This window comes from Fervidicola ferrireducens (assembly GCF_001562425.1).
Taxonomy (GTDB): domain Bacteria; phylum Bacillota; class Thermosediminibacteria; order Thermosediminibacterales; family Thermosediminibacteraceae; genus Fervidicola; species Fervidicola ferrireducens.
Window position 1 is genome coordinate 41464 of sequence record NZ_LOED01000015.1, and the last position, 13353, is coordinate 54816.

14 protein-coding genes are annotated in these 13353 nt (G+C 39.6%); all 14 read right to left on the reverse strand.

Annotated elements, in window-relative coordinates:
• Positions 1–900, reverse strand: a complete 900-nt coding sequence (truB, locus tag AN618_RS06955) for a tRNA pseudouridine(55) synthase TruB (protein WP_066353452.1) — start codon at positions 898–900, stop codon at positions 1–3.
• Positions 884–1876: a DHH family phosphoesterase gene (locus AN618_RS06960; RefSeq protein ID WP_066353453.1), complete on the reverse strand. Its 993-nt coding sequence runs from the start codon at positions 1874–1876 to the stop codon at positions 884–886. The genes truB and AN618_RS06960 overlap by 17 nt, the downstream gene beginning before the upstream one ends.
• Positions 1877–1879: 3 nt before the next feature.
• Positions 1880–2242, reverse strand: a complete 363-nt coding sequence (gene rbfA, locus AN618_RS06965) for a 30S ribosome-binding factor RbfA (RefSeq protein WP_066353454.1) — start codon at positions 2240–2242, stop codon at positions 1880–1882.
• 22 nt (positions 2243–2264) lie between these two features.
• Positions 2265–4253: a translation initiation factor IF-2 gene (gene infB, locus AN618_RS06970; RefSeq protein ID WP_066353457.1), complete on the reverse strand. Its 1989-nt coding sequence runs from the start codon at positions 4251–4253 to the stop codon at positions 2265–2267.
• Entirely contained in the window at positions 4240–4581 is a 342-nt protein-coding gene (locus AN618_RS06975) for a L7Ae/L30e/S12e/Gadd45 family ribosomal protein (protein ID WP_222926384.1), read from the reverse strand. The genes infB and AN618_RS06975 overlap by 14 nt, the downstream gene beginning before the upstream one ends.
• Positions 4568–4843 carry an RNase P modulator RnpM gene (rnpM, locus tag AN618_RS06980; RefSeq protein ID WP_066353470.1) on the reverse strand — a complete coding sequence of 92 codons (276 nt, stop codon included), beginning with the start codon at positions 4841–4843 and terminating at the stop codon, positions 4568–4570. Before rnpM ends, AN618_RS06975 begins: the two co-directional genes overlap by 14 nt.
• Before the next feature lie 13 nt (positions 4844–4856).
• On the reverse strand, positions 4857–5888 hold the full coding sequence (nusA, locus tag AN618_RS06985) for a transcription termination factor NusA (protein ID WP_066353458.1): 1032 nt from the start codon (positions 5886–5888) through the stop codon (positions 4857–4859).
• Between the two features lie 11 nt (positions 5889–5899).
• Positions 5900–6373, reverse strand: coding sequence for a ribosome maturation factor RimP (locus AN618_RS06990; RefSeq protein ID WP_066353459.1), 474 nt, complete (start codon positions 6371–6373; stop codon positions 5900–5902).
• Between the two features lie 168 nt (positions 6374–6541).
• Positions 6542–10789: a PolC-type DNA polymerase III gene (locus tag AN618_RS06995; protein ID WP_083515100.1), complete on the reverse strand. Its 4248-nt coding sequence runs from the start codon at positions 10787–10789 to the stop codon at positions 6542–6544.
• 13 nt (positions 10790–10802) lie between these two features.
• Positions 10803–11465, reverse strand: a complete 663-nt coding sequence (locus tag AN618_RS07000; protein ID WP_066353475.1) for an MgtC/SapB family protein — start codon at positions 11463–11465, stop codon at positions 10803–10805.
• Positions 11466–11471: 6 nt separating this feature from the next.
• The gene (locus AN618_RS07005; RefSeq protein WP_066353461.1) at positions 11472–12116 is read right to left on the reverse strand and encodes a glycosyltransferase family 2 protein; all 645 of its coding nucleotides are present in this window, start codon (positions 12114–12116) and stop codon (positions 11472–11474) included.
• Between the two features lie 67 nt (positions 12117–12183).
• Positions 12184–13056, reverse strand: coding sequence for a YbaK/EbsC family protein (locus AN618_RS07010; protein WP_342670475.1), 873 nt, complete (start codon positions 13054–13056; stop codon positions 12184–12186).
• A 7-nt stretch (positions 13057–13063) separates the two neighbouring features.
• Positions 13064–13192, reverse strand: a complete 129-nt coding sequence (locus tag AN618_RS13875; RefSeq protein ID WP_281176817.1) for a hypothetical protein — start codon at positions 13190–13192, stop codon at positions 13064–13066.
• 19 nt (positions 13193–13211) lie between these two features.
• A partial coding sequence (locus tag AN618_RS13990; protein ID WP_157081658.1) for a zinc ribbon domain-containing protein occupies positions 13212–13353 on the reverse strand: 142 nt, incomplete at its 5' end.

Below are 13353 nucleotides of genomic sequence, written 5' to 3' on the forward strand. Positions count from 1 at the left end.
TCATAAAAAAGACTTTTCTACCTTAACTAGGATATTTGGCCCTCGATGAAATATTTTTCCTACACCGAGAAATTGCTTTTTTTGATCGTAAATTACCGCATACTGATTTTCATTATCCGGTTCGGTTGATATGTTTTCTATAGGAAATTCGGCGCCTTTGAAAAAAGATTTTTCGTTTCTTAGTTGAATAATAACGGAGGACATGAAAGTGGAAAGAATTTTGTCTAAAGACGTAAGGATTTCTTGCGATTTTCCCGATGATACAGAAGCTTTTATATCTTCTAAAGTTATAGATTGAGATATTTTAAAAGGCCCCAGCTTGGTTCTTATAAGGCAAGATAAATGAGCGCCGCAACCCAATGCTCGTCCGATATCTTCACAAAGCGTCCTAATATAAGTGCCTCGGGAGCAGCTTACTCTGAATAAAACCCGTGGTTTTTCATATTTAATGAGCTCTACGGAATAAATTTCTACTGTGCGTGGTTTTCTTTCGACAATAATCCCTTGGCGAGCAAGCTCATATAGTTTTTTTCCCTTGTGCCGCACCGCCGAATACATAGGAGGTATTTGCTGTATTTTTCCAACAAATTTATTAAAAACTTCGATTATCGATGCCGATTCTGCGTTACAATCTTTAGTTTCTAGAACTTTGCCCAGGTTGTCACCCGTGTCGGTCGTGACGCCCAGCGTCATTTCTGCGACGTATTCTTTCTCGCTGGCTTCAAAAAACTCTACCGCTTTTGTGGCCTTTCCAACAAAAATCGGCAGAACACCGGCTGCACCGGGATCTAACGTACCACCGTGTCCAACTTTTTTTATACCCAGTTGTTTTCTTAAAAAATCCACGACATCATGAGAAGTCATTCCAGGTGGTTTTAAACAGTTAATTACTCCGTTCACCGCGATCCCTCTTCGATGTTTGCATATATTCTTTTAAAGCAGACAAAAAAACGTTCTTTGCTTTTTCCAAGGGGCCTTCAAGAGTACAGCCGGCGGCTCGTGCATGGCCGCCCCCTCCAAATTCCTCCGCTATTTTGCTCACATCCACCCACACATTAGATCTCAATCCGACTTTTACTTTTAAATTGTCCTGTTCTCTAAAAAGGACTGCAACTTCTACGCTTTCTATTTCTCTTGCGAAATTGATAAAACCATCCGCATCTTCTTCTTTGGCCCCTACTTTTTTTAACATATCTCTTGTTAGCTCCATGTATGCTATTTTGCCGCCTTCGGAAAGTTTTAAGGTACCTAATACTTCTTTTAACAGCAAAATCGATGCGTAGCTTTTCTTTTCAAAGACTTCTCTACTAATGAAATCCGGTCGCACTCCGATTTCCACCATTTCTGACAATATCTTCAGACACGATGGGGTAGTATTGGAATATTTTATGGAGCCGGTGTCTGTAATAATTGCAGTGTAGATGCACGTGGCTATATCGATATCGATTGGCACGTTGAGAGTCTTCACCAAATAATATACCATTTCGCCTACAGCGGACGATTTGTCGTCTATAATATTTATATCTCCATATAATGAATTGCTTTTATGGTGGTCCAAATTAACTATAAGCTCACAGATCGATCTAAGGTCTTTTTTAAAATCTAATCTCTCCACATCGCCCGAGTCCAAACATATCATGACTTCAGCACGATCTTTTTCCGGGATATATGGTCTTAGTTTTTCAGAATGTGGTAGAAAATTATATTTTGCGGGAACAACATCGTTGATGATAGGCACCACATTTTTACCTAATTTTTCCAAGACTGTAGTTAAGGCTAAAACCGAACCCACAGCATCGCCGTCGGGTGCGATATGCGATGTTACAATAAAAGAGTTATGTTTAAAGATTACATCCGCAAGTCTAGGAAAATCCATTTTCTAATACTCATCTCCGTTATCATTATTCATATCCTTCAACAATTTTGAAATATGAATGCTGTACTCTATTGATTCGTCCAGTTTAAAATTCAATTTTGGCATAAATTTAAGTCTTACACGATTTGCCAATTCCCGCTTTATAAAACCTTCCGCGTGGTTTAACGCTTCAAGGACATTATGTTTCGTTTCCTCGTCTCCATATATGCTTAGAAAAATCTTTGCGTACCGTAAATCCTTGGATACCTCTACTTTCGTTACGGATATCAGACCTTGAATGCGGGGATCTTTAAGTTCGTTGTTGATAATCTCACTTACCGCTTTTTGGATTTCTACAGATACCCTCTCAGTTCTAGAAAATTCCACCTCAATGCCTCCCCGGTTTTCGTTATTGTTCCACTTGTTTATTTACAAATGCCTCCAGTATATCTCCTTCTTTGAGGTCGTTGAATTTCTCAATAGCTATACCGCATTCAAAGCCGCTCATTACTTCACGCACATCATCTTTGAATCTTTTTAAAGAAAGTATTTTCCCTTCATATATTACTACCCCTTGCCTGATTACTCTGATGAAGGAATTCCTCGTTATCTTTCCTTCGGTAACGTAACACCCAGCAACAGTACCCACGTTCGGAACTTTAAACAGTGCCCTTACCTCAGCTCTTCCTAATACGACTTCTTTGAACTCCGGCTCTAACATTCCTTTCATGGCAGCTTTAATGTCATCTACGGCATCATAAATTACCCTGTAAGTTCTAATGTCGACCTTCTCTTGTTCAGCTAATTTTTTAGCATTTGAATCGGGCCTTACGTTAAAACCTATTACTATGGCATTAGAAGCAGACGCGAGCAATATGTCGCTTTCGTTTATCGCTCCTACCGCTCCATGAATAATTTTTACTTGCACCTGATCCGTCGAACATTTTTCTAATGCAAGTTTTAAAGCTTCTAACGAACCTTGAACGTCGGCTTTTATAATGCAATTGAGTTCTTTTATTTCTCCCTGTTTTATCCTGTCAAAAATTCTATCTAATGAAACTTTAGGAGTAGTTATATTTTCTTTTTCTTTATGGATTTCATGGTATTTTTCCGCAATCTCCCTTGCCTCTTTCTCGCTGGATACCACTCTTATAACATCGCCAGCACTGGGAACTTCAGAAAACCCCATGACCTCCACTGGAATAGAAGGAGTCGCCGATTTTACCATCCTGCCCCGAGAATCTCTCATCGCCCGTACTTTTCCATAAGCCGGTCCAGCTACTATTGCATCGCCGACCTTTAAAGTGCCTTTTTGCACTAATACCGTGGCCACGGGACCCCTACCTTTGTCTAATTTGGCTTCAATTATTACTCCGGAAGCCCTTGCGTTGTAATCAGCCTTGAGTTCGGCCATTTCAGCAACCAAAAGTATCATTTCCAATAAAGTATCAATTCCTATGCGATTTTTAGCAGAAACGTTGACAAATATGGTGTCCCCGCCCCATTCTTCGGGTATTAGACCGTATTCCGATAACTGTTGTTTTACCCTTTCAGGATTGGCGCCCGGTTTATCTATTTTGTTTATCGCCACAATTATAGGCACTCCTGCTGCTTTGGCGTGATTGATAGCTTCTACGGTTTGAGGCATAACTCCGTCGTCGGCGGCGACTACCAAAACTACTATATCTGTCACTTTTGCTCCGCGGGCCCTTAAAGCGGTGAAAGCCTCATGCCCCGGTGTGTCAATGAATACTATTGTTTTACCATCTTTTTCTACCTGCGAAGCTCCTATGTGCTGTGTAATACCTCCTGCTTCAGATGCGGCGACATTCGTTTCTCTTATTGCATCCAAAAGCGTCGTTTTGCCGTGATCTACATGTCCCATGACGGTTACAACCGGAGGTCTCGGTTTTAGTTCTTCTGGCCGCGTCTCCTCTTCCTTCTCTAGTTCGGCAAGTTCATCTTCTCTTTCTTCCTCGGCTTCATATCCAAATTCTTTTATTAGTTTCTTGGCCGATTCGAAATCTATTTCGGCATTAATATTTACCATTAGTCCAAAATCCATTAATTTTTTTATCAACTTGACCGGCTCGATGTTTATTCGACTGCCTAAATCTTTGATGCTGATTTTGGACGGGAGAACAACCTTTTGAATTTTTGGTTTTGTGCTTACTTCTTCTGTGTTCTTGGGCGGTTCCGGGGTTTTTGGGGTCTCATTTTTTGTTTTTTTACTGCCTTTTTCTTCCGAGACCAAGTCCATTATAAGTTGAGCCATATCGTCTTCAAGGCTGCTCATGTGATTTCTTATATCGACGTCCAACTCTTCCAGTATGGAAATCAATTTTTTGCTAGATATCCCTAGCTTTTTAGCAAGTTCGTATACTCTAACTTTCGACAATATTCCCCACCTCCGTCGTTTTTGTTGCGCCTAAACGCCTCAGTATCTCTTTCGAAAAATTTTTATCGGTAATACCGATAATTTTTCTGGCTTCCTTTCCGATAGATTTTCCCAACACGTCGGATGTACCGTAGATTATGCAATTTATTCCCCTCGATTTACAAATACTTATAAACTTATCTTTTGTATTGAAGGATGCATCTTCGGATATTATAACCAAGCAAACTTTTTTCGACAGAACGGCCCTTTCCACCGCTTCCTGACCCGCTATAACCTTGCCTGCCTTACGGGCAATTCCAAGCAATGGCGGAATATCAAAGGGCCTCACTTTTTATTAAATCCTCCTTTAGCTTTTCTATTGTTTCCTTGCTCACTTCATGGTCTAATGCTTTGGATAGCCTATCTTCTTTTAGTGCCTTTTCCAGACATTTAACGTCTTTGCAGAAATAAGCTCCTCTACCCGAACGCTTTCCTGTAAGATCCAGCTCAATTGAACCTTCCGGCGTCCTTACGATGCGGATTAATTCTTTTTTAGGTTTCATCTGTTTGCAACCCAAGCACATCCTCATGGGTATTTTTTTAGGGCTCATTTTCATCCCCTCTTTAATCATTTTTGGGACTCTTTATATCTATCTTCCAACCTGTAAGTTTTGCCGCAAGTCTTGCGTTTTGTCCTTCCTTGCCTATAGCAAGGGAAAGCTGGTGTTCAGGCACCAATACCCGTGCTATTTTACTATCTTCCTCAACTTCTACGCTGAGGACCTTTGCAGGACTTAGGGCGTTTGAAATATATTCAGCCGCATTTTTGCTCCATTTTATGATATCAATCTTTTCTCCCTTTAATTCTTCCACCACGGCTTGAACACGAGCGCCTTTCGGTCCAACGCAGGCCCCCACCGGATCTACGTTTTCGTCTCTTGAGTGAACAGCTACCTTAGTTCTAGAACCTGCTTCCCTCGCAATGCTCTTTATTTCCACAATTCCTTCGTATATTTCAGGTACTTCCAATTCGAATAATCTTTTTACCAATCCCGGATGGGACCTGGACACTACAATGACTGGTCCTTTGGTTGTTTTCCTAACTTCAAGGATGTATACTTTTATTCTATCTCCAGGGGTATAGGTTTCTGTTGGTATCTGTTCGTTTGGTGGCAAAATAACTTCGGTTTTTCCTAGATCGATAATCACATTCTTTTTATCGAAACGCTGAATTGTTCCCGTTACAAGATCCGTTTCTCTTCCGGCAAATTCTTCGTAGATAATGTTCCTCTCTGCTTCTTTAATACGCTGCATTACTACTTGTTTTGCGGTTTGAGCTGCTATTCGCCCGAATTTCTGAGGTGTTACCTCTATAGAGATTATATCACCTATTTTAACTAAGGGATTAATTTTTTTGGCTTCGACCAGGCTAATTTCTAAAAGCGGGTCTTTCACTTCTTCCTTAACCGTTTTTTGAGAAAAAACTTTAACTTCTCCCGTTGCCCTGTCTATATTAATTTTTACGTTTTGTGCCGTACCGTAATTTTTCTTGTAGGCGGAAACTAAAGCAGCTTCAATGGCTTCCAAAAGTATCTCTTTGGAAATACCTTTTTCTTTCTCTATTTGATCTAAAGCTTCGATAAATTCGATATTCATTTTTACCTCTCCTATTCGTCAAAATTGAATTTGTATTTCAGTTTAGCAGAAGATATTTTTTCAAAAGGAATATTTATAACGGTTGAATTTGTTTTTAATATTACCATTCCATTATTGTAATCGCTCAAAGTTCCTGTTAAGACTTTTTTTCCGTTAATAGGTTCAAAAGTTCTTATTTCTACTTCCGAGCCGATGTACTTTATGAAATCTTTCTCTTTTTTTAGCTTCCTCTCTATGCCGGGCGATGAAACTTCCAATATATAACTGTGAGGAATCGGATCTTCTATATCCAACAACCTGCTTATTTCTTCGCTCACTTCCTGGCAATCATCCAAGGTTATCCCTCCGGGTTTATCGATGTAATACCTCAAATACCAGGACCCACTTTCTTGGACAAATTCTACGTCCACCATCTCGAATCCCTTGGAGTTTACAACCCGTTCTCCAATTTCGCTTACCTTTTTTAAAATTTTATTTTTTTGCATTCCCTTCACCCTTTTAAAAAATAGTTTATAGAGAAAGCGATTACTAATATGAAAGAGTGGGATTAAACCCACTCTTACGCTTCCTAAGCTTAATGAATTCAAATGATTATCTTTACTTATTATAACACATATTAGTTTTTATTACAATATCAAGAAAACAATTGTGCTTCAAAATAGACTAATCTGGTTTGTTTCTTGCAAACCATTGAGGACGCCGTTTTGCCGGAGAATTTCTATTACATTTTTGGTTACTCTTGTCCGTATTCTGAGATCTTCGATTGATGTAAATTTTCCTTTTTGCCGTTCATTGTAAATGCTTTGTGCCGCGGCGAGACCTAACCCTGGCAAGGCATTAAGCGGAGGTAAAATCCCGTCTTTAGTAATGATAAATTTCTTATAATGCGATTTATAAAGGTCTATAGGTAAAAATTGAATGCCTCTCATGTACATTTCATTTGCTACTTCTAAAATGGTGAGCAAATTTTTTTCTTTCGGGGTAGCATTTTTTTCTTTTTTATTAATTTCCTCTATTACTTCTTTTATCTTTTTAGGCCCTTGCAGTATGAGTTCGGCATCGAAGTCATCGGCTCTTACGGTAAAGTAAGTCGCATAAAATGCCTCCGGGTAGTGAACTTTGAAATAAGCGATTCTGAAAGCCATAATTACGTAGGCAACTGCATGGGCCTTGGGAAACATGTATTTTATCTTCTTGCAGGATTCTATAAACCACTGTTCTACGTTATTTTTCTTTAAAACCTCTTCATCTTCAGGACTCAATCCCTTGCCTTTTCTAACTTTCTCCATTATATTAAACGCAATTTTGGGTTCAACACCTTTTTCCAACAAATGAATCATAATGTCATCGCGGGTTGCTATAACCTCTTTAAGAGTCGCCACCTTATTTCTTATGAGGTCTTGGGCGTTGTTAAGCCAAACGTCTGTGCCATGGGAAAGGCCGCTTATCCTTACAAGCTCTGAAAACGTCGTGGGACGAGTTTCTTCCAGCATCTGCCTTACAAATTTTGTACCGAATTCGGGAACGCCTAACGTTCCCACGGTCGTCCCTATATCTTCAGGGGTTACTCCCAGGGGTTCGACGGAGGAGAAAATTTTCATAGTTTCTTTGTCATCTAAAGGGATTTTCTTTGCATTAACGCCCGTTTCTTCTTCTAACATTTTGATAACGGTGGGATCGTCGTGACCTAACAGATCTAGTTTAAGCAGCCGTTCACTTATCGAATGATAGTCAAAGTGCGTAGTGATAACTCCTGACTCTTTGTCATCGGCGGGATATTGGATTGGTGTGAATTCGTATATTTCCTTATCCTTCGGAAGAATCATTAGACCTCCCGGGTGCTGCCCCGTAGTTCGTTTGACTCCGGTTATACCGGCGGCCAGACGACTAATCTCGTATTCAGAGGCGCTCAAATTTTTCTCTTCTAGAAAAGCCTTAACGAAACCGTAGGCGGTCTTTTCCGCTATTGTTGAAATGGTACCGGCACGGAATACGTTGTCTTTTCCGAATAATTCTTCGGTATATTTATGGGCAGTAGGCTGATATTCACCGGAAAAATTCAGGTCTATGTCAGGTACTTTGTCCCCTTCAAAATCCATAAAAACTTCAAAGGGTATGTTATACCCGTCTTTTTTCATGGGAGTTCCGCAGTCGGGGCAATTTTTGTTGGGGAGGTCTGGTCCCACAATTCCCTCGACGTTTTCTGGGAAAATAGATTTTTTGCACCTTGGACATAAATAGTGGGGAGGTAACGGGTTGACTTCGGTAATTCCACACATTGTCGCAACAAGCGATGAGCCCACTGAACCCCTGGACCCCACTAGATAACCGTCGTCAAGAGATTTTTTCACAAGCTTGTGAGCAATCAAGTATATAACCGAATACCCGTTATTCACTATCGAGTTTAATTCCCGTTCTATTCTCTTTTTAACTATTTCAGGGAGATCTTCCCCGTATAACTCCTTGGCTCGTTTATAGGTCATGTTTATAATTTCTTCATCGGCCCCTTCTATTTTGGGAGGATAAAGTTCATCGGGAACCGGTTTTATTTCATCTTCTATCTCATCCGCAATTCTGTTTGGATTTTCGATTACCACTTCTATTGCCGCGTCTTTACCTAGGTATTCATGGTCGCGGAGCATCTCCTCCGTCGTTTTTAGGTAAAGGCCTGAATTGATATCGCTGTCCTTATATCCCTGAATTGTAAGCAAAATTTTTCTGAAAATCTCATCTTGGGGGTTTAAAAAGTGCACGTCGCCGGTAGCTACGACGGGTTTGTTGTATTTTTTGCCTAAAGAATAAATTTTTTTGTTTAACTCTTCAAGGCTTTTTTCATTGGCTAAAATGCCTTTTTCAATTAAAAATTTATTGTTTTGCAAAGGTTGTATTTCTAAGAAATCGTAAAAGCTCACAATGCGCCTAATATCATCTTCCGAATGATGGTAAATTAAACTTTGGAATAATTCTCCGGCCTCGCATCCCGACCCTATAATTAATCCTTCTCTGTGTTTCCTTAGAAGACTTTTGGGAATTCGGGGATGGCGATAGAAATACTCTAGATGAGAGGCTGAAACTAATTTATAAAGATTTTTCAGTCCTTTTTGATTTTTTACCAAAATGGTAGCATGGTAAGAATTTAGGTGTTGAGCAGCTTTCTTTCCCACATAATTTATTTTGGAAAGGTCGTCTATCCCCTTTTCTTTAAGCAATTTAAATAACTCAATGAGTACCATTGCCGCCGTATTGGCATCATCGTCTGCTCGGTGATGTTTTCCCATATTTACATTGAACTTTTTAGCAATTGTCTCTAAGCGGTGGTTTTTAAGTTCTGGAAAAACAATGGCCGAAAGATTTAAAGTATCTATCACTTTATTGTTAAATTTCATGCCGTACCTTTCGCAGTCCCTTCTAATAAAACCCGAGTCAAATTCAGCATTATGAGCTACAAATATACCTTCTCCCACAAACTTCAGGAAATTTGAAAGGACCTCCTCTATAAACGGTGCCTGCTCTACCATGTCGTTGCGGATACCGGTTAAATTTGTTATTTGTGGGGAAATGGGTTTTCGGGGATTTACAAAGGAATGGAATCTATCTATTATTTCCCCACGATAGATTTTGACCGAACCGATCTCTATTATTTCGTCCAAATCCATGGATAAACCTGTCGTTTCTATATCGGTGACTACGTATACAAAGTCGTCGATGAATCCTTCAGGTGGTTCGACTATTACAGGAAATTCGTCATCAAATATGTAAGCCTCCAGACCATAGATTGGTTTAATACCTGCTTTTTGGGCAGCTTCGTAAACCTCAGGAAAGGACTGGACGACACCGTGGTCTGTAAAAGCCACCGCTTTATGTCCCCAATTCTTGCACAACTCAATAACTTCTTTGGGCGAACAAACCGCATCCATGGCGCTATATTTGGTGTGTAGATGCAATTCAACCCTCTTTTTTTCACAATTGTCCGTTCTAATGGGTTTGGGGATAATTTTGATGTCTTTGGGTTTTAATTCTAATTCTCCTGAGTAAGAATTTTTTTCAATTTTCCCTCTTATCTTTACCCAGATTCCTTCTTCGATTGTTTCTAGCTTGCTATAATTTTCGGAAGATGAAAATATTTTTACCGGCAAAGAACTTGAACCATCGGTAAGCCCGAAAGTAATCATTTTAGAGCCGTTTTTAATTTCTCTGGATTCTAGCTTGAATACCTCTCCGCATACGATTACTTCGTTAATTTCGTCTGTTATATCCTTTAAAGGAACCGGCTCGCCTTCCACATCCTTGCCTAAAATTACGTTATTTGAAACTTCTTCATTCGGCCTATCATCAGATTTTTCGGTTGTAGTTTTCAATATAGCTTCTACAAGTTGTCTTTCTTCCTCAGATATGTCATAATATTCCGTTTGTTCTTTCTCTTTAAATACGACTTTCAATCTAACTTCTAGATTTTTAAAAAATTCTTCTATAAACTTACCGCACCGTTTCTTTTGCAAATATTCGATTCCGTTTTTTTCTATATAAACAAATAGAGTACTTTTGTCGTACTCGCATGTGCTATTAAACATCCACAATCTAGCTGAGGGGATTTTTTTAAAAAGACTTTTCAAACATTCATTCCACTTTTCCTTAACTATTTCACTTGGCTTTTTTTCGACCCAGAGATTCTTTTCTACAAAATGTAAGGAAACATCCAGACAACCTTTCAGATTTTCTTTTAATCCGTTTTGGATTTTCAAGATCATTTCTTCCGACAGTTTTTGATCGGTTGCCAATTCGATTTTTATCTTTCTTTTGGCGGCATTAACGGTCACTTTTTTGATGAAAACATTGTCTAGTAGTAGCCTTTCTTCATGGCTGAACTTGCTCGTATCAAGGACGGCGTTCATTTTTATCATATGTATCCCCCAGTTATGTTTCTATACTATATACGCCCTCTATTTGAGAAAACCGAGAAATTACTTCATCCAGCTTAACGTTCGATGGTAAACGGATTAAAAGAGATATCGCTACTCTTGAATCCTCTTGTTCGGCATTTTCAATTCGTATTTTTCTAATACTCACTCCCATTTCGCCCAAAACAGTGCCAATCTTGCCTATCTGGCCCGGCTTATCATCTACGATTAAGCATATAGAGTGCAAAAGTTTCCTCCCAATTATTAAATTTTCGAGCCTGGACAAGGATATCAAAGTTAAAAAGGTAAATAAAGTGGCAACTACGGCAGCTACATAAAATCCGCTTCCAATCGCAAGACCGATAGAACCTACCGTCCACAAGCTTGCAGCGGTAGTCAAACCTTTTACGGTTGGCCCTTCTCTAATTATGGTGCCTGCACCCAAAAAACCAATACCGCTTACCACTTGGGCCGCAATTCGAGCCGGGTCCATTGTAGTAAGGACGCGGTATTTTTCAAACATATATATGGAAACTAACATTGTCAGCGTCGATCCTGTACAAACCAGTACATGAGTTCTGAAACCTGCAGGCCTATTCACGCTTTCCCTTTCTATTCCAATGATGCCTCCCAATAAAACCGACAGGAAAAGTCTAAACAGGATATCTGCTTGGGACATTTCCACTTAAAACACCTCTAATTTTAATTTAAGCATACAAGTCAGAATATCCCAATACATTTTTATTCGGGAAGCAACACCTATGATAAAACCCCTCTTTTCTTCCTTCATCACATGGGTTAGTTCGTTGAGAACAACTGTCTTAACCCTTAAATTTTCTTTTTTAGCTATAATGGTAAGGGCCATTTCAAGGCCATAGTCCTTTACATTATAATCCTTCAATTTATCAAAAACCCATCTTTGGAGAGCGCGCTGACCCGATAAAAACGGGGCAATCTTTTGAGCAAGGTCGGTGGCTCCTCTGCCGTTTTTGAAAACTCCTATAGTCATGTCTGATTCGCCTTTTAAAACGGGCAGTAAAAGGTCGTAGACGTGCTCCTTTTTTAAACCGACCAAATCGGCATCTAAAAGCAATATGACATTTGCGTTAGTACTTTTAACCCCGCACATTACAGCACCGACTTTCCCCCGATTTTGTGGAAGCTCTATTACACTAACATCATAACTTCTGCCGATATATGCTGTATTGTCAGTGGAACCATCGCTGACAAGAATAATTTCATCAATAAGGCTTATTGATTTTAAAAGTTGGAGTATGTTTCCTACCGTCTTTTCTTCATTATAAGCGGGGATAACTGCCGCTACAGGCATTAAAATCTTCCTTTCTTATCTTAAAATGTTTCCAGCAAGAAAAATGTATCACAGTTACTTTTAAAATTCAACACAGCAGCTCACACACTTTTTCAATTACTTTATCGATATCGATTTCTAATTTTTCATCCGTTTCCCTTATTTTAATTTCCGCAGAGCCTTTTTCGAATGATTTTGAGCCTAAGATTATAAAGATGGGAAAACCCAAAAGTTCTGCATCTTTAAATTTCACTCCCGGACTTTGAATTCTATCGTCTATGACTGTCGGAATTATTTTATTTAGTTTGGTATATAATGAAAAAGCATGGTTTACGAGTTTCTCATCCTTTACATTAATTGGTATTACAACAATTTTGTATGGAGCAATAGTCGACGGCCATTTCAGTCCTTTTTCGTCACAATTTTGCTCAGCAAGTGCCAATATCACATTATCAAAATAGATAGTTCCGCTTTCTGCTTCCATATTCTTATAACAAAACTTCTCCCACTCTGCTATTTTAATGCCTTCACTTATATTCAATTTATTTCCGCATAATGGACAGCTATCCCCTTCTTGCGTTTCCTTTACATCGGCAAGTATATCTATATAAAAGTCGCGGCCGGGGTTCACATTAATCAAATGATAATCCCTTTCATTTGCTCCCGTTACAACATTCCTCATTTTCGCGACCTCTATATCGGCTATTATCTTCAACCCCTTTAAATCGACGGGACCTGCAAAGCCGTGGGGTGCTCCCGTCAATCTCTCTACCTCCTCTATACCTGCAAGTTCTACCTCTTTTCCATTTAATACCGATTTTAACTTCCTTTCATCTATATTCCTGGAGCCTGGGACTAACACAGCGAAATAATTTTTTTCTTTTTCAGTATATGCTTTATATATCAATGTTTTTATGGTTTTTTCTGGAGGTATTCCTAAAAAATCACACAGATCCTTTATCGTTTTTTTACTGGGTGTGACATCCTCCCCCTAATGAATTAGGGGGCATCCCAGCGTGGGACGGCGGTACACACCGCAGGTTAGCCAGCACTCCCCGGTCTACCCGGTTCATCACCTTGGCCTTAAGGGGTGTCACCCTCCCCTTTCTCCCGGGGTCATGCCCCGAGAGCATCGAGCGCTCTCGCGGCTATGTTTATTGCCCCCACCCTGTCCGCATCAGATTGGTATCCACATTTTATGCATTTAAACCAGCCTTGGGTCTTCCGGTTATACCGGGAAGCATTCCCGCACTTCGGA